This is a genomic window from Acinetobacter sp. 226-1 (genome assembly GCF_030329325.1).
Classification (GTDB): Bacteria; Pseudomonadota; Gammaproteobacteria; order Pseudomonadales; family Moraxellaceae; genus Acinetobacter; species Acinetobacter sichuanensis.
In genome coordinates this window covers 62,184-83,700 of the sequence record NZ_JACANU010000010.1, presented here as the reverse complement: position 1 = coordinate 83,700, position 21,517 = coordinate 62,184, and the positions used below count along the sequence as shown (strand labels likewise).

At 37.5% G+C, this 21,517-nt stretch carries 18 protein-coding genes; 5 read left to right on the top strand and 13 right to left on the bottom strand.

What is annotated here, in order from left to right; translation table 11 throughout:
- Positions 1 to 115: 115 nt before the first annotated feature.
- Entirely contained in the window at positions 116 to 1,039 is a 924-nt protein-coding gene (locus HX124_RS14045) for an AraC family transcriptional regulator (RefSeq protein ID WP_286378515.1), read from the top strand.
- 135 nt (positions 1,040 to 1,174) lie between these two features.
- Here the strand turns inward: HX124_RS14045 and prpC are convergent, their stop codons facing one another.
- Entirely contained in the window at positions 1,175 to 2,311 is a 1,137-nt protein-coding gene (gene prpC / locus HX124_RS14040; RefSeq protein WP_286383577.1) for a bifunctional 2-methylcitrate synthase/citrate synthase, read from the bottom strand.
- 2 nt (positions 2,312 to 2,313) lie between these two features.
- Positions 2,314 to 3,198, bottom strand: coding sequence for a methylisocitrate lyase (gene prpB / locus HX124_RS14035; protein WP_286383576.1), 885 nt, complete (start codon positions 3,196 to 3,198; stop codon positions 2,314 to 2,316).
- A gap of 239 nt (positions 3,199 to 3,437) precedes the next feature.
- Here prpB and HX124_RS14030 point away from each other — a divergent pair, with 239 nt between their 5' ends.
- From HX124_RS14030 to HX124_RS14020, 3 genes are all read left to right on the top strand, one after another.
- Positions 3,438 to 4,094 (top strand): TetR/AcrR family transcriptional regulator, encoded by a 657-nt coding sequence (locus tag HX124_RS14030; protein WP_286377162.1) that lies wholly within the window; start codon positions 3,438 to 3,440, stop codon positions 4,092 to 4,094.
- Between the two features lie 127 nt (positions 4,095 to 4,221).
- Positions 4,222 to 5,142: an ornithine carbamoyltransferase gene (gene argF / locus HX124_RS14025; RefSeq protein ID WP_286377161.1), complete on the top strand. Its 921-nt coding sequence runs from the start codon at positions 4,222 to 4,224 to the stop codon at positions 5,140 to 5,142.
- Between the two features lie 150 nt (positions 5,143 to 5,292).
- The gene (locus HX124_RS14020; protein ID WP_286383575.1) at positions 5,293 to 5,763 is read left to right on the top strand and encodes a hypothetical protein; all 471 of its coding nucleotides are present in this window, start codon (positions 5,293 to 5,295) and stop codon (positions 5,761 to 5,763) included.
- A gap of 112 nt (positions 5,764 to 5,875) precedes the next feature.
- Here HX124_RS14020 and HX124_RS14015 read toward each other — a convergent pair whose 3' ends face one another.
- From HX124_RS14015 to rpiA, 3 genes are all read right to left on the bottom strand, one after another.
- Positions 5,876 to 7,138, bottom strand: a complete 1,263-nt coding sequence (locus HX124_RS14015; RefSeq protein WP_286383574.1) for a tetratricopeptide repeat protein — start codon at positions 7,136 to 7,138, stop codon at positions 5,876 to 5,878.
- Positions 7,139 to 7,347: 209 nt separating this feature from the next.
- On the bottom strand, positions 7,348 to 8,028 hold the full coding sequence (locus HX124_RS14010) for a M48 family metallopeptidase (protein WP_286383573.1): 681 nt from the start codon (positions 8,026 to 8,028) through the stop codon (positions 7,348 to 7,350).
- A 179-nt stretch (positions 8,029 to 8,207) separates the two neighbouring features.
- The gene (rpiA, locus tag HX124_RS14005; protein WP_107008774.1) at positions 8,208 to 8,879 is read right to left on the bottom strand and encodes a ribose-5-phosphate isomerase RpiA; all 672 of its coding nucleotides are present in this window, start codon (positions 8,877 to 8,879) and stop codon (positions 8,208 to 8,210) included.
- Between the two features lie 115 nt (positions 8,880 to 8,994).
- Between rpiA and ilvA the strand changes: the two genes are divergently transcribed.
- Positions 8,995 to 10,533 (top strand): threonine ammonia-lyase, biosynthetic, encoded by a 1,539-nt coding sequence (ilvA, locus tag HX124_RS14000; protein WP_107008716.1) that lies wholly within the window; start codon positions 8,995 to 8,997, stop codon positions 10,531 to 10,533.
- Positions 10,534 to 11,017: 484 nt separating this feature from the next.
- Here ilvA and HX124_RS13995 read toward each other — a convergent pair whose 3' ends face one another.
- The 8 genes from HX124_RS13995 to HX124_RS13960 form a co-directional block, all read right to left on the bottom strand.
- Positions 11,018 to 11,131, bottom strand: coding sequence for a hypothetical protein (locus tag HX124_RS13995; RefSeq protein WP_286383572.1), 114 nt, complete (start codon positions 11,129 to 11,131; stop codon positions 11,018 to 11,020).
- Between the two features lie 111 nt (positions 11,132 to 11,242).
- Positions 11,243 to 11,974 (bottom strand): hypothetical protein, encoded by a 732-nt coding sequence (locus HX124_RS13990; protein ID WP_286383571.1) that lies wholly within the window; start codon positions 11,972 to 11,974, stop codon positions 11,243 to 11,245.
- 67 nt (positions 11,975 to 12,041) lie between these two features.
- A complete protein-coding gene (locus tag HX124_RS13985; protein ID WP_286383570.1) occupies positions 12,042 to 13,820 on the bottom strand; it encodes an amidohydrolase in 1,779 nt (592 codons plus the stop codon).
- A gap of 192 nt (positions 13,821 to 14,012) precedes the next feature.
- The gene (locus HX124_RS13980; RefSeq protein ID WP_286383569.1) at positions 14,013 to 17,171 is read right to left on the bottom strand and encodes an efflux RND transporter permease subunit; all 3,159 of its coding nucleotides are present in this window, start codon (positions 17,169 to 17,171) and stop codon (positions 14,013 to 14,015) included.
- Entirely contained in the window at positions 17,161 to 18,447 is a 1,287-nt protein-coding gene (locus tag HX124_RS13975; protein WP_286383568.1) for an efflux RND transporter periplasmic adaptor subunit, read from the bottom strand. Before HX124_RS13975 ends, HX124_RS13980 begins: the two co-directional genes overlap by 11 nt.
- Position 18,448: 1 nt before the next feature.
- Positions 18,449 to 19,807 carry a TolC family protein gene (locus HX124_RS13970; protein WP_286383567.1) on the bottom strand — a complete coding sequence of 453 codons (1,359 nt, stop codon included), beginning with the start codon at positions 19,805 to 19,807 and terminating at the stop codon, positions 18,449 to 18,451.
- A gap of 50 nt (positions 19,808 to 19,857) precedes the next feature.
- Entirely contained in the window at positions 19,858 to 20,265 is a 408-nt protein-coding gene (locus tag HX124_RS13965) for a cation efflux protein, CzcI-like (RefSeq protein ID WP_286377151.1), read from the bottom strand.
- A gap of 178 nt (positions 20,266 to 20,443) precedes the next feature.
- Positions 20,444 to 21,451 carry a DUF6396 domain-containing protein gene (locus tag HX124_RS13960; RefSeq protein WP_286383566.1) on the bottom strand — a complete coding sequence of 336 codons (1,008 nt, stop codon included), beginning with the start codon at positions 21,449 to 21,451 and terminating at the stop codon, positions 20,444 to 20,446.
- Between the last annotated feature and the right edge of the window lie 66 nt (positions 21,452 to 21,517).

Genomic DNA, 21,517 nt, shown 5'->3' with positions numbered 1-21,517 from the left:
CGTCCAAAAAAGCTATGAAAAAGTCTTTGGCTTGTTTAAGCTAGAGATTGTCCTCTACGCACATGTTTTAATATCGACCTCATATTTATTCTTGTCATTTAAATTATTATTTTTTATGGACGCACTTAGTAAAATTTTTGATGATATTCATCTTAATCATTCAGAATATCTCTATTTACAAGCTCAAGGGAATTGGGCATTTAAAAGCATTGCACAAGATGCTGTGATCGCACACATTGTTTTATATGGTGAGGCACAACTACAATTTTCAAAAAATTTAAATATCACGCTGCATACAGGAGATATGATTTTAATCCCTGCAGGTTTAGAACATTCTGTTGCTAATCAACTTGATCATACTTTTATTGAGTCTTTAAATATTGCACCATTATTTGATGGCTTAAGACTAGATGCAATTGAGTTTGGTCAAGGTGATTCTGAAAAAACTTTAATTTTGTCAGTGCGTTGTCATCTTAATGCCATCATGGCACGCCCTCTAGTCAATGCACTACCACCGTATATTCATATACAAAATGCATTGAGCGATACTGCCCCAGAATGGTTACGTATTGGCTTATATTTTGTTGCCTCAGATACACAACGGACTTTAGCAGGCAAGAATAAGATTATGGATCATCTCGTGAGCATTATGATGATTGAATGTGTACGTGACTATATTGAGCAACTACAAGATCAAAATAATTGGTTAAATGCCTTAATTCACCCTGAACTATCAAATGCTTTAGCTGTTATTCACAGTCAACCTCATATTGCATGGACGGTTGAAAGCTTAGCTGAACAATGTTGTATGTCACGTTCAAAATTTGCTAATTTATTTAATCAGGTGGTGGGTGAAACACCACTGGCTTATTTACAACAGCATCGCTTGCGCCTTGCAAGTCAACTATTAAAACAAGGTCAACTTAGCGTACAGCAAATTGCCCATCAAGTCGGCTATTCGTCAGAAACGGCATTCAGCCAAGCCTTTAAAAAACAATTTGAAATCAGTCCGAGTCAATATCGCAATCAAGTCAATTAAAATCACGACAAGCCCAAAGAATACTTAGGCTATTTCAACAATCATAAAAACGAGTATTTCCTCTTTCGTTGATATAAAAATAGAGCCCCAAAATGGGACTCTATCTATGTTGTTAAATGCTAGATTTTATAGCAATTATGCAGCAGAACGCTCAGCGATTGGCACAACTTTACGCAGTTCAGGACCCGTATAATCCGCACTTGGACGAATAATACGGTTGTCTGCACGCTGTTCCATGACATGCGCAGCCCAACCTGTTACGCGGCTCATCACAAAGATTGGTGTAAATAGTTTCGTTGCAATATCCATGAAGTGATAAGCAGATGCATGGAAGAAATCTGCGTTACAGAATAATTTCTTCTCACGCCACATCACTTCTTCACAGCGTACTGAAACTGGATAAAGTACGGTATCACCTACGTCTTTTGCTAATTTTTCAGACCAGATTTTGATGATGCCATTACGTGGGTCATTGTCTTTATAGATCGCATGACCAAAGCCCATGATCTTTTCTTTACGCTCAAGTTTACCCAACATTTCACGTTCAGCTTCTTCAGGTGAAGTCCAGTTTTCGATCATTTCCATTGCAGCTTCGTTCGCGCCGCCATGGAGTGGACCACGTAATGAACCAATCGCGCCTGTGATACATGAATGCATATCTGACAATGTTGATGCACATACACGCGCTGTGAATGTCGATGCGTTGAACTCATGCTCAGCATAAAGAATCAGCGATACATTCATGACCTGTTCATGCAATTCGTTTGGCTTTTCACCACGAAGTAAATGCAGGAATTGAGCGCCGATTGAATCATCATCTGTATTTTCTTCGATACGCACGCCATCATGGCTGTAGCGATACCAGTAGCAAATGATTGCAGGTAATGTTGCAAGTATACGGTCTGCAACGTCTTGTTGCTCATCAAATGATTTTTCAGTTTCAAGGTTACCCAACATTGAAACGCCTGTGCGCATCACATCCATTGGGTGTGAGTCAGCAGGAATACGTTCTAAAACTTCTTTCAATGCCTGTGGTAATTGGCGAAGTGATTTCAATTTTGCTTTATAAGCAGCTAACTGTTCAGTTGTAGGCAATTCACCAAAGAAGATTAAATAAGCGACTTCTTCAAATTGGCAATTTTCAGCAAGATCTTGCACATCATAACCACGGTAAGTTAAGCCTGCGCCACTCTTACCTACTGTAGATAATGCTGTTTTACCTGCAACTTGCCCACGCAGTCCTGCGCCTGTGAGTACTTTACCTTCAGCCATTTTTATTTTCCTTCAGTGAATAGTTTGTCTAATGTATTTTCAAAAGTGTGATAATCAAGGAATTCGTAGAGTTCTTTGCGCTGTTGCATTTTGTCCAGTACATTGACTTGTGTACCTTCTTTACGAATCGCTTGGAAAACTTCAAGTGCCGCTTTTTGCATGGCACGTGTTGCAGACAATGGATAAAGTACCATTGAAATACCCTGTTCACCCAATTCTTCAGTAGTGTAATAAGGCGTATCACCAAATTCTGTGATATTTGCCAATACAGGTACACCGACTGCATCGCAGACTGTTTTATACATGGTGATGTCAGTCATTGCTTCGGCAAAAATCGCATCTGCGCCTGCTTCCACACATGCACATGCACGGTCAATTACGGCTTGCAAACCTTCTTTTTGTAGTGCATCGGTACGTGCCATCACCACAAAGTTTGAATCTGTTTTTGCATCAACTGCCGCTTTGATACGGTCGACCATTTCTTGTTGAGTCACGATTTCTTTGTTTGGACGGTGTCCACAACGTTTTTGTGCCACTTGGTCTTCGATATGAACAGCGGCTGCACCTGCTGCGATCATTTGTTTTACAGTACGTGCGATGTTAAATGCACCGCCCCAACCTGTATCGATATCGACTAGTAAAGGTGTATCAACACGTTCGGTAATACGACGAACATCTTCTAATACGTTGTCTAAGCTGGTCATACCTAAGTCAGGTAAACCATAAGAATAGTTTGCAACACCCGCACCCGAAAGATAAATCGCCTTGTAGCCGACTTGTTTCGCCATCATTGCTGCATAAGCGTTGACTGTACCGATAATTTGTAATGGTTTTTCCACTTCCAGTGCTTGTCTAAATCTTAAGCCTGCAGACGTTTCTTGTGTCATATTCCTTTCCACAGTGGTCTATATATTTATCGAGATTTGAGTATAGCTATAAAAAGTTTCTACGCTATGGCTTTTTAGGTAAAAAGCTCTAAAACTTTAGTCAAACAAATAATGAATTTCCATTCACTATTTTAATAATAGTATTTTCTTTCAAAATAATACAGTCATTTCTCAACAGAAATTTCTTGACATCTTTGCTATAATCATTACAAAGACACAGGAATTGAAATTATTACTTTATGCAAAAACATTTCGCAGAAATTGAAGCTTTAGGTTGTGGTGAGCAACCACAAACTCGCCGTGGGCAAGAACGGCGTTTGGCGCTTTTGTTGAGTGCAAATGATTTGTTTTTAGAACGTGGCTATGAAGCTGTTTCACTCGATGATATCGTAAATCATGCTGGTGGCTCAAAAGCCTCTATTTATAAGTATTTTGGCAATAAAGAAGGGTTATTCACAGCCATTTGTGATTATCGTCGTGAGTTGTTTTTTAAAGATATTTGTTCTTGCTATAACTCAGAAAAAGATCATTTACATAGCTATTTAGTGCAAACTTTAATCAATTTTTATCTCCATCTTAAAAAACCTGAAAATGTAGCTTTTATCCGCCTCATTATTGAACAGGCACAAAAAAATCCTGATTTGGCTTTATATATTCATGAAAAAGGTGCTCATTTTATTCAAATTACCATCGCTAAAGCTTTAGAATGCGCACATTTGCAAGGCTTGGTCGATTGTCAAAACCCTTTAGGCTCTGCCATGATGTATTTTGGAATACTCAGAGATTATGAATGGCGCATTATTATGGGACTGGAAATTGATCAACCTGAACAAGAAGTCATCAAATATATTGAATATTGTGTCGATCATTTTCTAAAAGGTCATCAAAAAGTCTAGTTTTTTTGCATTTCAATACTGTTATAGTATATTAGAAGATTCTTTTTTTCGTTTTTTAATCAACCAACAATGAATTGTTGGTCAATCCCCTTATTGGTTTTGACTATACAATTATTGTGGAGTAACCATGGCTCTACGACATTTTCTAACACTACGTGACCTATCAACTGCTGAACTGAACCGCATTATTGAGCGTGCGCAAGAATTGAAGCGAAAACAACATAACAATGAAACTTTCCAGCCTTTTGTTGGTAAAGTCATGGGCATGATTTTTGAAAAGTCGAGTACGCGAACACGTGTTTCTTTTGAAGCAGGTATGAGCCAATTTGGTGGTAGTGCTATTTTTCTTTCTTCACGTGATACACAATTAGGTCGCGGTGAGCCGATTGAAGATTCAGCTCGTGTTATTTCAAGTATGCTTGATATCATTATGATCCGTACATTTGGTCATGATATTGTGGAGCGCTTTGCAGAATACTCAACAGTGCCTGTGATTAATGCATTGACTGATGACCATCATCCTTGTCAATTATTAGCAGATGTACAAACTTTTGTAGAACATCGTGGTTCTATTCAAGGCAAAACTGTTGCTTGGATCGGTGATGGCAATAATATGTGTAATTCTTATATGGAAGCTGCACATATGTGGGGTTTTAAATTAAAAATTGCATCACCAAAAGGTTATGAACCTAAATCTGAATTTTTATCTGAATTTGGGCATTGTGTTGAACTTGTTGATTCTGCTGAAGATGCTGCTGTAAATGCTGACCTGATTGTCACTGATGTTTGGGCAAGTATGGGACAAGAAGAAGAACAGAAAATCCGTGAAAAAGCATTTGCAGACTATCAAGTCAATGAAAAATTAATGGATTTGGCTCATCCTGATTGCTTATTCATGCATTGCCTCCCTGCACATCGCGGTGAAGAAATTTCTGAGAATATGCTTGATCACAAAAATGCTGTAGTGTGGGACGAAGCAGAAAATCGTTTACATGCGCAGAAAGCTTTAGTTGAATTTTTAATTAATGAAAATTTAAAGAAAGCATAAGTATTTGAAATGTTTAAAAAGGCTTTGTGAATCAAAGCCTTTTTTATTATCATCCCTCAGAAAATAACAATACTTGAAAGTTAACTTTTCACACTAGTATTCATATCTATATTGCATATAATAAAACCATACTTTTTATAAGACTTAATCATGAAATTAATAAAACTTTTACTCAGCTCTAGCCTTTTACTCAGTTTAATGTGTGCAATAACTCAAGCCACTGAACTGGATGATTATCTCATTCAACAAAAAATAATAAGTGCAGATTATAAAATTAAAAACAATAAAAAATTGACTGAAGTTTTGACCTATCTCAGTGATGAGGACTCACGGACATTACCTTTACAAATTAATCAGAATACGTTGATTGAAAAGTTACGTTTATACCCAAACTACATTGAAATTGAAGGCATTATTACCTCACCTGATTTTAAACAATTTGCTCAGAGTCTAAATACACAAGACATCAAAAAGTTATTTACTGATAATTTAATTAAAAACTGTGATCAACTTTTTGAACATCAATTTCAACGTGTAAACCCGCATGAAGTACGCGTGAAATTATCGACTGATGAAAAGCAATATTCTGTTGAATTAAAAAATTCACAATGTCAGTTTTAAGCTTAAACAGTGCGATTAGCTGACTAAATTTTATCGTTATATCAAAAAAATTCACATGAAAAATCTGCATTTAAAATGCAGATTTATAGGTAAATATTTACTCATATCTGACTTAAACTGAGTATGATGATTCCACACCCTGATAAATAAATTTCCACAAATTTAATCTTATTTTTTCAGCATATTCATAAGGTAAAAAAACTTCAAAAAACTTTTCATCTTTTTTTCGATTGACTGAGTAATGACACACTTCTTTCTCATTTTCATCAAATAATGACCACTGAATTTTTTCTATATTTTTATCATATAATTCAATTTGATAATATAAATTTGCTTCGTTTACACCAACATGAAAATCTTCTCGATGTTCATGATTCGCTTTTTTCAAAGCTAAAGGGAAATTACTGGCATGCTCAAAATAACCTTGGCTATCATGATTTAAACAGCTTTTTTCTATCACAGACCAAACACAATGCCTTAAAAAAATTTGATCTGAAATTCTCGCATTCGTCATTAACCCTGAATGCTGAAAATTTAAAATCGTATTGAATATATTTTTCAATACTCCATGACAACCGCCCCACATTCCAGCCAACATCAACTCAGTATGTGAAGAAAAATCATGCATTATATGGAACCATTTTGATGATTTTAACCATTCATCGACTGCTACTTTTTCACGATATGATAAAAATGAATCGGCATCTCTGATTAAAAAGTATTTTACATTTGGATCATCAACCACAAAAAATCGCCAAAATAGCCCTGAAATTTTACGCTGTTCTTCAGAAACATATATGATTTGAGTACCCAACTGACTCAAACGTGTAATAACATGCTGTGGAACGGTCTCATCCACATAGAAACGAATCGTCCACTCAGGAAAAATCTCCTTTGCGAGTAATGTATTTAAAAATGCTGTTTCACAATAACGAGGCTGATCACCAAATAAAGAATAACTAATAATATTTTCTGTTTTATTTTCAGGTCTAAAACATGGTCTTTCACTAAAATTATGTGGCGTATAAAATTCATGATGAATACTTTCTATTCTTTTCGCGATTGCTAATTTTCCATATTTAAGTTGTTCATCTTTTTTATCTAAGAAATAACATACTTCAGCCATACCATCATAAAAATTAAGACTCATTTGATCCTGACTTAAAATCAACATTTCATTATAATGTGTATATGCTTGTTGATATAAGCCTAGTCTTAATTCACAAAATGCGATGTTAGAAAGCGCATTTATCATTTGTGGGTCGATAAGTAAAGCTTGTTGATTAATTTCAAGGGCTTTTTGATAGTTTCTAACAGCAAATGCTGATTCACTTTGTTGATTTAAATCGGCAAGAGTACTCTGAATCTGTTCCAACTTTCACTCCATTTCTGTTGAATAATTCAAACATTCATATTTTTAAAATAGATTTAGAATAACGAAAATTTATAAACAATATCATGACTTAACAATTTTAATTGTTCAATGTAATGAACCTGTTCATCATTATACATCAAGCTTTAAAGCGATTTTATGGTCATCTCATTGATAAAGTTAATAGCACTACTATGATGCGATTCTCTTTTTTATTTTTCCAACCACCACCACGGCATCACACCACTTTTTAAAACTTTACGATGATTTTTAAAATTTATATCATGTTTTTCAACTTCCGCCCAAAATGCAGAACTATGATCAAAATGCCGTGTATGCGCTAACTCATGCACACAGACATAACGGGTAATCGCATCATCACACAACACCAAAGCACTATTGAGCATAATATCATGTCGAGTTGTACAACTACCCCAACGGGTTTTGGGCTGACGAATCGAGCAATCAGCAAACTTTAAACCAATTTCATCACTGACTTGTTTCAAATAAATTGGTAAATAATGCTTTGCATAAGTGATCACAAAGGCTTTTAAATAACGTGCAGAATCACGATCACTGATGAAAAGTTGATGACTTTGTTCATCAAAAACATAAGAATTTTTCTGAACTTGATAAATAATCTGTAAAGGCTGTTCTAAATTAAACAGCATTAATTCAGTCGGTAATGCTTTATCTACTTGTCCAACTTTTTCCTGTTGCTTTTGCCAAGTTTCAATCATCCATTGCTCAGATTCTTTTAAAAAATCTGCAATTTGACGTTTGGTACAAAAACGAGGCACAGTTAAACGAATCTGTGTCGGTTCGACACGTAAGCGCAGTCGCGTCGCTCGTGCATGATGCGTGATTTGAATTTCGGGGAGGTTTGGGGTCATGTGTTATTTTCTTGAACGTTTATAAAAATTCAAAACATTGAACTTTGATTCATTCTCAAAAATGTATTGGGAGTCCCTTCTCCCTCAGGGAGAAGGTTAGGATGAGGGGACTTTGATAGACCTCTCCCTCTTGCGAAACCATGTTTCTCATCCTAAAAGGAGAGGGAATTTATAACAAATTAAACCGCTGTACGCTCTTCAATACCATTGTCAGTTGCAACAACCGCAATATCCGCTTTGTTAATGGCGAAAATACCATTACACACCACACCTGGAATATCATTAATGGTTTTTTCAAGCTCTAAGGCATTTAAAATATTCAGGTTATGCACATCTAAAATCACATTGCCATTGTCAGTCACAACACCTTCACGATAGACAGGGTCGCCACCTAAAGACACAATTTTACGAGCCACAGCAGAACGTGCCATTGGAATCACTTCAATTGGCAGCGGAAATTCACGTCCTAACTGCTCAACCCATTTAGAGTCATCGACAATACACACAAATTTCTTAGCAATAGACGCCACGATTTTTTCACGCGTAAGCGCAGCACCACCGCCTTTGATCATGTGCATATGACGATCAATCTCATCTGCACCATCGACATAGGCATCCAAACCACCGACATGGTTCATGTCTACAACTTCAATGCCAAGTTTTTTCAAACGTTGAGCCGTTGCTTCTGAACTCGCCACCGCAGCTTCAAGTTGCAGCTCAGGTAAAAGTTCAATTAAGAAATTAACTGTACTGCCTGTACCGACTCCTAAAATGCCCCCTTTTGGCAAGTGTTTTAAAGCTGCTTTGGCTGCTGCTTGTTTTTTCTCATCTTGGGATGCATAAAGGCTCATGACTTCTCTCAATAAATTTTCAAATTTCTGCACATTTTGCATAATTTAAAAACGCAAATGTGCAGGGGTTTGTTACAATCAAAGCTCATTTTAAACTGTTATATGGAAAATTAACATGCTGTCTCGTTTGGTTCGACAAATATTACAGGCAACGGTCTATGACGTTGCAATCGAAACCCCACTCGAAGCAGCGCCACGAATTAGTGAAAAACTAAATAACAACATTCGCTTTAAACGCGAAGACTTGCAACCTGTCTTTTCCTTCAAACTGCGCGGTGCCTACAACCGTATCAGTCAATTACCGAAATCTCAGTTGGAACGTGGCGTTATTACTGCTTCTGCGGGTAACCATGCTCAGGGCGTGGCATTATCTGGACAAAAGTTGGGTATTCGCGCCATTATTGTGATGCCAAAAACCACACCTGACATTAAAGTCCAAGCCGTAAAACGCTTAGGTGGTGAAGTGGTTTTACATGGTGACTCATTTGATGTTGCCAATAAATATGCCATCCAACGTGCAACTGAAGAAGGCATGACGTTTATTCCACCGTATGATGATGAGCTGGTCATGGCAGGTCAAGGCACCATTGCCAATGAAATTTTACGTCAATGGCGTGATGTTGATTATGTCTTTGTTGCTGTCGGCGGTGGCGGTCTCATCGCAGGTGTTGCAGCTTATTTGGGTGATGTTGCCCCACATGTCAAAGTGATCCCTGTGGAATATGATGAGTCAGCATGTTTAAAAGCAGCGTTTGAAGCCAATGAGCGTGTGATTCTTCCTCAGGTTGGTCTATTTGCTGATGGTACGGCGGTAGCTCAAATTGGTGAAAAACCTTTTGAAGTCATTCAATTACAAAAATCAGATAACTCAGGTCCAATCGTTGAACGTGAAGTTGTATTGGTCAATACTGATGAAATCTGTGCAGCAATCAAAGACACTTATGATGAATGTCGTAGTATCGTTGAACCTTCTGGTGCAATGGCTTTGGCAGGGATTAAAAAATACGTCGAACAACATGAACTTGTTGGCAAGAATATGGTGTCGATCGTTTGCGGTGCAAACATGAATTTTGACCGTCTACGTTACATCGCTGAACGTACTGAACTGGGTGAGCGTAAAGAAGCGATTTTTGCAGTGACCATTCCTGAAGAAAAAGGCGCTTTCCTGAATTTCTGCCGTGCCTTACAAGGTCGTAATATCACCGAGTTTAACTACCGTGCAAGTGATGCGAGCGCAGCACAAGTTTTTGTTGGTATCAGCTTAAAATCAGGTGAAAAAGAACGTCACGACATCTATGAAGCTTTAAAACTTCACTATGATGTTGATGATTTATCTGATGATGAAGTGGCAAAACTGCATATCCGTTACTTGATCGGTGGTCATGCCGACATTGCAAATGAACGTTTATTCCGTGTTGAGTTTCCTGAACGTCCGGGTGCGTTGCTGACTTTCTTAGAGCGTCTAGGTCCAACCCATAACATTACCCTGTTCCACTATCGTAACCACGGTGCAGCAGAAGGACGTGTTTTAGTTGGCTTAGAAGCAGAAGATGCGCAGCAAAACCCAGATGGTTTAGTCGAAACATTGGAAACAATTACTTATCCTTATGTGGAAATTACCAATAACTTAGGTTATCAGCGTTTCTTGAAATAATATTGGTCTAAATATGAAAGCCAGTTTATAGATCATAGACTGGCTTTTTTATTGATTGCTTTTATGTATTGTCATTAAATTTATGGCAATGTTTTAAAAAGTATGCTGAGCAGTTTCACAGCAATTTGTAGTAAATCTTATCCAAAATTAAAGCTTAAAGTGATGGTGCTATCGCAGGGCGACATGGATGTCGCCGTTGGACAAGGGCGGATATCTTGCAAAGCTTAGCTTCTCATGTCCAACAAAGGATTTTTGTTACTTTTTATCCTTAAAAAGTAAGGCATCACCTACGAAAAGAAGGACAAACTTTGTAATATAAATGGGGCTGTGCTTGAATATTTTTAATTCATTTTAGTATCATTATAAGCAGCATACTATTTAGAACACCTCCAAATTTATAAAATAAAAAAATGAGCATATTGAAATACACTCATTTTAATTTAGCTTGATGGTCGGGAGAGAAACTCAAACTTCAAATATTATTTTACTGTAAGATAAATTCCCAAATGATATACCCCAAAGCAAAACCAAGAAATGAATAAAGCGTAATAATGAAAAAAACAAAACTGGCTTTATTTTTCTTTTTAAAAAAATTCATACTACAATCCAAATTTAAATTTAGCATAAACATACTAACTATTTGTTTTCAAAAAAGCCAATATTAAAAACAAAAACATTATATTTCAATACCATAAAACAAAACATCCATTTAAACTTGATTTTCATTGGCTAAAAATTTAGTCATCGCACCGATATTTTCGAGTTGTATTTGTATACGTTGACAATGTCGCTGTGAACCTGTTTCGATCTCTAAAGGAAGTTGCTGAATACAATGTAAAGCTTCGGCACCTGTTAGCTTCAAATGCTGTTTGATAAAACTCACGACTTTTAATTTATGCTGACCTATTCCAGTTAATATTAATTTTCCATAAATCAAAGGTGTATATTCTTCAACGACAGTATTTTTATTTAACTGTGAAATTTGAGTATTTTGCAATGAGCAATATAACTCATTCCATAGTTCTATTTTTAAATCTTTATGTTGTTGAATATATTCTGCAAACTTTAGTTTATCTTGTTCCAAAGTTTGAAAATATTTTAAATCTTGCTGAAACTGATCTAAATTTTCAGCAATTTTTTCAAAATCCCAACGCCCTGCGCCATGTTGAGCATAATACACAGGGAAACCTTGTGCAGACGCTGTCAAATAAATCACAAAGGGATCAGCAAAATAATTCACTGCGATAACATAAGCATCTGGATGCCAATCCCCTGCTTGATGTCCAGTTAAATCATTTTCTGAGTTTCCACAAAATCGATAGCCCGCTTGAAAATCTAAAAATGAAGCGATATCTGGATAATGACAAGGTAGACACATCATTTCCATTTCAAATGGCATAGCTAAAAAATCAATTAAATCTTTTGGTAAAATAACCGACATCATGCCATCCATTTTAGTCAATATCGCTGCAAATCTTATAACCTACTCTAACTCATTCAATATAAATTTAGCGCTGATAAATCAGCTTACCTTCTTTATACGTTGCCAAAATCTGAATATCTTTAATTTTTTGACTGTCTATTTTCAATGGGTCATCACTTAAAATCACAAAATCACCATATTTTCCTTGTTCTAATGTACCTTTTTGCTTTTCCTCAAAATATTGATATGCCGCCCAATCTGTCACACTTTTTAAGGCAATATAGGGACTCACTCGCTGCTCTGCACCTAACACTTTACCGCTCCGTGTCGTGCGATTGACCGTCGCATCTAACACCATCATACTTTTTGGCGGAATCACAGGTGCATCATGATGTTGAGTAAAGATCATGCCACGTTTCAGTGCTGAACCTGTAGGCGAAATACGTGATGCACGTTGCTCACCTAAGGTTTGTGCGACATGCCAATCGCCCCAATAATAAGTATGCAATGAAAAAAATGAAGGAATAAGCTTTAATTTTTTAGCTTGGTCTAACTGGTCTTCACGCATCGTTTGCGCATGAATAATCACATCACGGCGTTGTGCTGTTGGAAAATGTTTCTGTGAGTTTGTAATCACACTGAGATATTGATCAATCGCTGCATCACCATTGGCATGTGCTAAAACTTGCCAATCATGTTGAAATGCTAAATCAATCATTTTCTGTACATCTTGTTGTTGTGCAAATGCAGGATAGCCCCGATAATTTTTATCTTGCCCTTCAGGTGGAATTACATAAGGCTGCGTCAACCATGCTGTTTTACCCTGTGGTGAACCATCTAAACTGATTTTCACCCCACCTATGCGAAAATGATTTTGGTAATTTTTACTGCTACCGTGTTGTAACATATAACTTTGTTCAGAACTGATATCTGGATATGACACCACATCAATTGGTAATTGATTTCGATTAGCTAGACTACGCCATAACTCAGTGGTTCCATGATCTGCACGTCCTTCTTGTACAGTAGTATAGCCATTTTCCACATAGGTATTGACTGCTTTTAATGCCATTTTTTCCATCATTTGTGGAGGCACAGTTTTAAATGCTTGCATCATCGCTTGAATGACAATACTTTCCTCTAATACGCCATTCGGTTCATTTGTACCATTTACACGACGAATGACACCCCCATCTGGGTTTTTCGTCGCAGAAGTAATATTGAGCAATGCTAAAGCTTTATGATTCACAGAAGCAAGATGACCTGATTGATGTAAAATCAAAACAGGTTGTGTGGTTGAAACTTGATCTAAATCGCTTGCTGTAGGATGCTTATTTTCTTGTAATTGTGCATCATCATAACCATTACCAATGATCCAGCCTGAAGTCGCTTGAATAAAATCAGGGTTTTGTGCTGCCCAGTTTTTCATTGCCTGAACTAAAGTTGCAATATTAACCACATTACCATCAGGAGGTGAATATAAGTTTGCGACCGTTTGTTGCATACCTACAGAGTTTAAATGACTATGTGCATCAATAATGCCAGGAATCACGGTTTTATTTTTTAAATCTAAGCGTTGCGCTTGGGCTGCTATTTTTTCAGCATCGACTAATTTTCCAGTAAAACGAATGATTCCATCTTCAATCAACATGGCTTCTACATACTGCGGCTGATCCCCCTGCATGGTTAAAATAGAGCCACCATAGACAAGTAATGAACTTGTATCATGATTTTGTGGTTGGTCTGATAAAGTATGTGGCAAATCTCGCTGTGTTTGAAAAGATGTAGAACTACATGCACTGAGCAATGCAACATGTGAAAATAATAAAGCACTTAAACCTAGAGAAAATTTATTTTGCATCATTTGTCTCATCCTCATTTCATTATCATTTTTTATCGCTTGATTGATTATAAACATATTTTTTATTTTTCATGTCGAAAATAAACTTGATTTATCAAATGATTTTTTGTATTTATTTCATGATCAATAGATTTAAATGTATAAAGAAAAAGAGCATAAACCCTCGTTTATGCTCTTTTCAAATATTTCAAAACCTTATCTCATTACTTTTCTTTCATTGATCCAACGATAAAGCACAGGTAAAAGCACTAAAGTTAATGCGGTGGATGACAATATTCCACCAATCACGACAGTTGCCAATGGACGTTGTACTTCGGCACCTGTACCCGTTGCCAATGCCATCGGCACAAAACCTAAAGCTGCGACACAAGCCGTCATCAATACAGGGCGTAAACGCATCACTGCACCTTGCCATGTGGCATGATGAATATCAAACTGTTGACGTAATTCTTTAATAAACGTCAACATTACCAAACCATTTAACACAGCTACACCCGATAAAGCAATAAAACCAATCCCTGCCGACATTGATAATGGAATATCTCTGAGCCAAAGTGCAACAAGCCCACCGCATAATGCAAATGGCACACCTGAAAACACTAAAAGACTTTCTTTTATACTGTGGAATACGGCCATTAATAAAATAAAAATCGTGATCAAAGCCAAAGGTACAACCCATTGCATACGTGCTTTTGCTGACATCAGATTTTCAAATTGACCACCATAATCTAACCAGTAACCACTGGGTAAGGTATCTTTGGCTAAAGTGCTCTGTAGTTCTTTGACAAAAGAGCCTAAATCACGCCCTTCTACATTCGCAGTCACCACCACACGACGTTTGGCATTTTCACGACTGACTTGGTTGATGCCTAAAATATTTTCAACTTTTGCGACATCTTGCAGTTGAATCAAACCACCATTCGGTAGTTGAATTGGAAGTTGTGCCAATTGCTCAGGTGTGCGTTGTGCTTCATCTAAACGCACTACAAAATCAAAGCGTTTGTCTCCTTCTAAAATCATGCCCACACTTTGTCCACCCATACTCATCGCCACTAAGTCTTGAATAGATTTTACAGATAAACCATATTGTGCAGCTTTGGTATGATCGATATCAATATTTAATAAAGGTAGCCCACTGGTTTGTTCAACATTGACGGCTGTTGCCCCTGAAATAGCCCGAACTTTTTGTGCAATACGATTGGCTTCTTGGTTCAAAACTTCCATATCATCACCAAAAATTTTGATTCCGACATCGCTACGTACACCTGAAATCAGTTCATTAAAACGTAGCTCAATCGGCTGTGAAAACTCACTGTTATTTCCAGGTAAAGTGTCCAAAAATGCAATCATACGTTGACGTAATTCATCAATGCTTTCTTTTGGATTTGACCATTGATCACGTGGCTTTAACAATAGGACAGCATCGGAAATATTGGGTGGCATGACATCCGTTGCAACTTCTGCTGTTCCTGTTCGGGCAAAAATTGCTTTTATTTCAGGGAATTTTTTTAACAATAATTTTTCTGTATTTTCTTGCATCCGTAAGGACTGCTCTAGCCCTGTACTTGGTGAGCGCATTTGTTGTACTGCAAAATCTCCCTCACTCAGTTGAGGTGCAAACTCGCTTCCAATTTTTGTGGCTAAAACTCCCGTTAAAACTAAAATACATAATGCAACTGTTAAAACAAAACCTCGAAATTCGTACGCCCAATCCAACATTTTTTCATAGCGTGTTTTTAAACCATGCATCCAGCGACTTTCAGTTTCTTTTACAGCACCATTGACAAATAATGCCACAGCCGCAGGAACAAAAGTGACGGATAAGATCATTGCACCAAGTAAGGCTAAAACCACTGTCATTGCCATCGGATGGAAGAGTTTTGCCTCAACCCCAGACAGAGCAAAGATCGGTAAATACACAACAAGAATAATCAATTGACCAAAAATTAAAGGACGTCGTGCCTGTTTCGCTGCTAAAAAAACCTCAGTAAAACGTTCGGAACGTGTCAATAAACGCCCTCGATGTTTTTGTGCTTCGGCAAGGCGTCGAATACAGTTTTCGACGATGACCACCGCACCATCCACAATAATCCCGAAATCCAATGCCCCTAAACTCATTAAGTTGGCACTAATTTTTTGTTCTGCCATGCCTGACAAGGTAAACAACATGGATAACGGAATAACACATGCGGTGATTAAAGCTGCACGAATATTTCCTAAAAATAAGAACAAAATGATGATGACTAAAATTGCACCTTCAACCAAATTTTTTTGTACAGTTTTAATGGCACGATCAACCAAATGCGTACGATCATAAACGGTTTCGATGATCACACCTTTGGGTAAACTGCTTTGAATACTTTGTACTTTCGCATCAATCGCTTGGGCAACAGTTCGACTATTTTCTCCCATCATCATCATGGCGATTCCAAGTACAGCTTCTTCGCCATTATAGGTTGCTGCACCTGTGCGTAAGTCGTGCCCAACAGAAACTGTCGCAATATCTGCAACACGAATTGGGTAACCATTTTTATTGGCGATACTGATATTCTCAATATCACTTAGGCTATTAAGTGTTCCCGGTACACGAACAGTGAGTTGTTGCCCATTTTTTTCAATATAACCTGCACCACGGTTTTCATTATTTTCAGTTAAAGCTGTTTGCAAATCACTTAATGGAATTTGTAATTGCTGCAAACGTGTTAAATCAGGGGTTACAACAAAGGTTTTATTAAAGCCACCAATACTATTAACCTCAGCAACGCCAGCAACTCGCTGTAACTGTGGACGTACTACCCAGTCTTGGATTTCGCGTAAATCCATTGCACTATAGGGCGTTCCATCTGGTTTTTTTGCATTTGGCTCAGCTTTAATCACCCATTGATAAATTTCACCTAAGCCTGTAGAAATCGGGGACATCGTGGGCTGAATACCGACAGGAATTTCACTTGCAGCTTCTTGTAGACGTTGATTAATCAACTGCCGTGCCCAGTAAATATCGGTTCCATCTTCAAAAATAATGGTGACTTGCGATAGACCATAACGTGAAATCGAACGTGTTTGTTCGAGTTTTGGCAAACCTGACATCGCATTTTCAATTGGATAGGTAATGCGTTGCTCAGTTTCTAAAGCCGTAAAACCATTGGCTTGGGTATTAATTTGCACTTGCGTATTGGTAATATCAGGAACAGCATCGATGGGTAATTTTTGATAGCTATAAATTCCTACACCCATCCACGCCACCACAAAGAGCATGACCCAAATCGCATTTTGAATAGAAAACTGAATAATACGGTCAAACCAGCCTTCGGGCTTGGGTAAATGATGTTCGTTTTGAGGCGGGTTAGTGTTCATGGGTCGCCTCTCCTTTTTCTAATTCTGATTTTAGTAAGAAACTCCCTTGCGCTGCGTATTGCTGTCCGACATTAACGCCAGAAATCACACTGACCCATTCAGGATCATCAATTTCAGTATTTAATTGTACAGGCTGGGCGCTAAACTCTATTTTTTGATCATGATTTTTCGCAACAAATACAACACTTTGTCCATCAACTTGCTGTATTGCACTTTTTTGGATACGAATGCCTTGTGTCGTGCCTTGTTCTAATAAAATATTGACCATTAAATTTGGCTTCAACTCTGCCGACTGTGACAAAACTTTAGCTCTGACTTGTAAACGTCCTGTTTGTGCATCTGCTTCAGTATTTAAACTTTGCACTTCTGCTTGAAAATGATTGCCTGACTGTAATGATTTAAAGTTAATTTTTCGGTTTGGACTAAAATGTTGTACATCGGCATGCGGCACAATAAATTCAAGCCATAATTGATTCAACTGATCAATCACAAAAAGCTGATCTGCAAGTTGCACATTTTCACCCACGACCAAATCTTTTTTACTAATCACACCTGAAATAGGTGCTTTAAGCTGATATTGCCCACGACTAGAACTTGCCGCACCAAAAGCACTTAAGCGAGATTGAGCTGCTTGTACTTGAATTTGTGCTTGTTGATAGGCGTTATATGCACGTTGATAATCTTGTTTAGCAGAAATACCTTGCTGCCAAAGTTGACGTTCACGCTCATAATCTTGTTTTGCTAGTTGTAAATTGGCTTGCTCTAATTTTAAGTTAGCTTGTTGGTCAACCAAATCGGGAACAAGTAAAGTTGCCAACACTTGCCCTTTCTGAACAGATTGTCCCAACTGCACATAAACTGCCTCGACATGACCACTAAAATTAGGTGAAACATGGGCTTGCTGGTCAGTATTCACCGTCAATTTTGCAGGATAAGTTGCCAACTTCATTACACTGCCTTGTTCAACTTTAGCTAATTGAATCCCTTGTTCAACCAACTGTTGTGCAGTTAAAGCAATACTTTCTGTATGCCCTTCTTCTGCATGTTCATCTTCTTCATGCACATGCCCTTCCTCACCTTCTTCATGTGCATGTTCTTTTTCCTCCGCATGTGATTCTTCTGCACCATGCCCATGTTCATCTGTTTTGGCTTGATCTTTCGTCCACCACATCAATGCCGCAGCTAAAATTGCAGTACTGATGACAGCAATGAGGATCAAAATAGACTGAGAAACTTTTCCTGATTGTGTATTTAAACCTAATTTTTGTTTGATCACTTTAGTTTCCCCCTACCGTTGGCAATGACTGAATATTGTCCCAAAGACTTTGATTGATTCCAGCTAAGCTATCATTTGACATGACAGCACTGGGTTCTAGACCAAGACTTAAACTTTCAGCCGTGATTGCGTTTTGCCATGCGCGTTTTAACAATTCAACTTTACGTTGACGAATCTCTTGCAGTTGCAAAGTCGCTTGCTGTACATCTGTTAAAGCAAATTTTCCTGCACTAAATCCAAGTAGAGTTTTTTGCTGTACTTCAGTGGCAAGCACAAGTTGAGTGTGTTCAATCTCTTTAAACTGCACTTCTAAACCTTGTAATTCGGTCAATAAAGTCCCAATGCGTAAAGCATTTTGCTGTGTATAAAAAGACTGTTGTTGAGTGAGTGCCTCTTGTTTTTGTTGTTGAACCTGCACGCGATATTGTTGACGATCAAAAATATTAAGTGGCAGGCTTAGTCCTAACATCATTTGGTTTTCACTTGAATTTTCGGGTGATTTACTGCGATTCACACCAAAACTGACTGTGGGATTTGGACGACTGGCTGCTTTACTTTGTTCTATTTGCGCATTGGAAATTTTTAGCTGTAATTGACGAGATTTTTCAATATAATTTTCTGTCAAATAACGTTGAACATTGTCATGACTTGCACTCGGCCACAACAATGATGGACGCATTGTTACACTTAATGTTTTATCTGACTCACCCCACACACTGGACAGTTGTTGCTGTGCCAATTGAACTTGTAAATCCGCTTGTTTAAATAAACGTATATTTTCACTATGGCTGAGTTTTGCACGCTTTAAATCAACTTCTGCAACACTGCCTGCTTGAAACCTTTTTTGAATCGCATTGACATTTGCCTCACTGACACTCAATTGAGCTTGTGTAATCTGCTTTTCTAACTCAGCAACCGCCAATTGTGACCATAGATATTTTACTGCGAGTTCAAGTTGTGCCTGATAAATCTGCTGCTGTAATGCACTTTGATCTTGTGCCAATACTGCCAGTTGACGATTGGCTTTTCTGACACCAAACACATCTAGTTCTTGTGAAATGCCAATGGATAACTCTTGTTCTTGATTAGAATCAAAACCTGTTTGTTCTATACTCAGCTCAGGGTTTTTCCATAACTGACTTTGCTTCATATTGGCAGTATCAATATTGCTTTGTATCGTCCAAATATGCTGTGATGCTTGATAAGCCTGTGTCTTTTCAAGTGCTTGTTGCAATGAAATTGGTGCAGCATTGACCCACGAGCCGAATGTAAATAAAGCGACACTACAAGCAATATATTTAAGCCTAAAGCATTGCTGTGCAACAACATGTGATTGTTGTTGAAAATATTTTTTTGACATGAACATGCCCCACTTTTAAAAAATAAAGAAAAGTGGTGGGCTGTTTGCGACTACCCCACCTGTAGTGGGGCTAAAATTGGAGGCGGGTTATTTAATGTCAGATCAGGCGATTGATAAAAATTATACCAAGGCAATGCATTGACTAATGCAATAATTTGACGATTTGAAAATATAAAATGGTCTTGTTCTTCGACCAAAATCATGGCATTAAATGAGGGTAAATGATCTTGATGATCATCCTCTAAAAATGAAAAATCACTGGAAAGATGACTAGGTGCATGTGAGATTTTAAATTCACTTTGACAAGACTGAGTCATTTGATGATGACCAAAATGTTGCGTTGAACTCTGGCTGAATGTGGTTTCTTCATGCACGCAAAATGCCGCCGCAACATTCCAAAGACTTTGGAACGTCAGCAAAGCAAAGAGCAATGTAATCCAACCACTTCGTTTCAACATTTTTAGATCAATGCACCCATAAACCGCTATAGCATAGCGAAATTCGCCTTGTTATAAAATTACAAATGTGAAATTAGTTCACTTTTCAATACAGAATAATACTTAATAAAACAATAACACTTAAAAAGACTAAGACTGATTAAAATATTTTTCATCATAAAATCCATTAAAGATTTGCTTATTGTGACTTTTTCACCGACTGCAAAACGACCACAGGTTTTCCTGTTTTGGGGTCTAAACCTTTTTCTTGGGCGAGTTTCATGATCAATATTTCACTTGGTTTTTCATGCACTTGATCTTCATACCAACGTTGAATCGCGAGTTTACCATCCCATTTTGGTAATTTTTTCGGCGGTAAAGGAACGATTTCATCTAAATCAGAAAGGACGATTTCTTCACCCTGATAAGGGGCATTATTTAAAATTTCATTTATTTTTATATAGCGTTGGCTACGTGCTAGATCATTTTCCACACCTAAATATTTTTCTTTATAATCAAATTGATCCTGCTCAGTTTCAGGTTTAGTTAAATTAAAAGCGTCTGCTAAGGTGATCGCCATTGCCGCATCCCCTTGTTTAAGTGCCAATTGTTTATAAGCTAAAGATTGTGCCAACAACGCAGGATTTTCTTTGTCAGCATACAAAATTTGACTATGGGTTTCACCTTCCAAACCATTTGTTGCAGTCCAGTTGCCATTTTTAGAAGCACATAGACGTACTTGATCAAACAATTTCATCCGTTTCGTTATAGTTTCATCCTCTTGAAAGCCCAGTAAATTTCCAGAAAAATACTGCTGAGCATCGGCATCACCTAAAAGTGCTGCATCAGGTAGCAGTTGATATTTAGGATCTGGTGCTGTGTTGGATAAATAATGTAAATATTTTGCACGTGCAGGCAAATCTTGCGCTAAACGATCAATTAAGGTTTTTAATGCCTCTGCTTGGGACATTTGATCTATTGAGATTTTTTCAAGTTTAATTAAAGACTGTAAACGCTCATTCGCACGATAATCGCCATATTCTGCCGCGATACGATGATATTTGGCAATCTCATTCCAAACTTTAGGGTCTTCACTGTCTTGATTTTTGAGTTCTTGATAATAGGCATATTGATAAATTTGATCAATCTGTGCTTGTATCTTGGGCTTGATTTCGGCACGGCATTGAAATGATGAATGTTTTTCCATAAAGACATGGCTCATTTCCTTCGATATTTTCATTTGTTTTTGTCTTTCAGGATCACATTCTGTTGA

Bases quoted from the DNA above. Each gene is read 5' to 3' on its own strand.
- HX124_RS13980 (WP_286383569.1), bottom strand. From the start codon at position 17,171: ATGAACACTAACCCGCCTCAAAACGAACATCATTTACCCAAGCCCGAA.
- prpC (WP_286383577.1), bottom strand. From the start codon at position 2,311: ATGGCTGAAGGTAAAGTACTCACAGGCGCAGGACTGCGTGGGCAAGTT.
- HX124_RS13965 (WP_286377151.1), bottom strand. From the start codon at position 20,265: ATGTTGAAACGAAGTGGTTGGATTACATTGCTCTTTGCTTTGCTGACG.
- HX124_RS14030 (WP_286377162.1), top strand. From the start codon at position 3,438: ATGCAAAAACATTTCGCAGAAATTGAAGCTTTAGGTTGTGGTGAGCAA.
- prpB (WP_286383576.1), bottom strand. From the start codon at position 3,198: ATGACACAAGAAACGTCTGCAGGCTTAAGATTTAGACAAGCACTGGAA.
- HX124_RS13990 (WP_286383571.1), bottom strand. From the start codon at position 11,974: ATGTCGGTTATTTTACCAAAAGATTTAATTGATTTTTTAGCTATGCCA.
- HX124_RS14010 (WP_286383573.1), bottom strand. From the start codon at position 8,028: ATGACCCCAAACCTCCCCGAAATTCAAATCACGCATCATGCACGAGCG.
- HX124_RS14020 (WP_286383575.1), top strand. From the start codon at position 5,293: ATGAAATTAATAAAACTTTTACTCAGCTCTAGCCTTTTACTCAGTTTA.
- HX124_RS14045 (WP_286378515.1), top strand. From the start codon at position 116: ATGGACGCACTTAGTAAAATTTTTGATGATATTCATCTTAATCATTCA.
- HX124_RS13995 (WP_286383572.1), bottom strand. From the start codon at position 11,131: ATGAATTTTTTTAAAAAGAAAAATAAAGCCAGTTTTGTTTTTTTCATT.
- HX124_RS13960 (WP_286383566.1), bottom strand. From the start codon at position 21,451: ATGGAAAAACATTCATCATTTCAATGCCGTGCCGAAATCAAGCCCAAG.
- argF (WP_286377161.1), top strand. From the start codon at position 4,222: ATGGCTCTACGACATTTTCTAACACTACGTGACCTATCAACTGCTGAA.
- rpiA (WP_107008774.1), bottom strand. From the start codon at position 8,879: ATGAGCCTTTATGCATCCCAAGATGAGAAAAAACAAGCAGCAGCCAAA.
- HX124_RS13970 (WP_286383567.1), bottom strand. From the start codon at position 19,807: ATGTCAAAAAAATATTTTCAACAACAATCACATGTTGTTGCACAGCAA.
- HX124_RS13985 (WP_286383570.1), bottom strand. From the start codon at position 13,820: ATGATGCAAAATAAATTTTCTCTAGGTTTAAGTGCTTTATTATTTTCA.
- ilvA (WP_107008716.1), top strand. From the start codon at position 8,995: ATGCTGTCTCGTTTGGTTCGACAAATATTACAGGCAACGGTCTATGAC.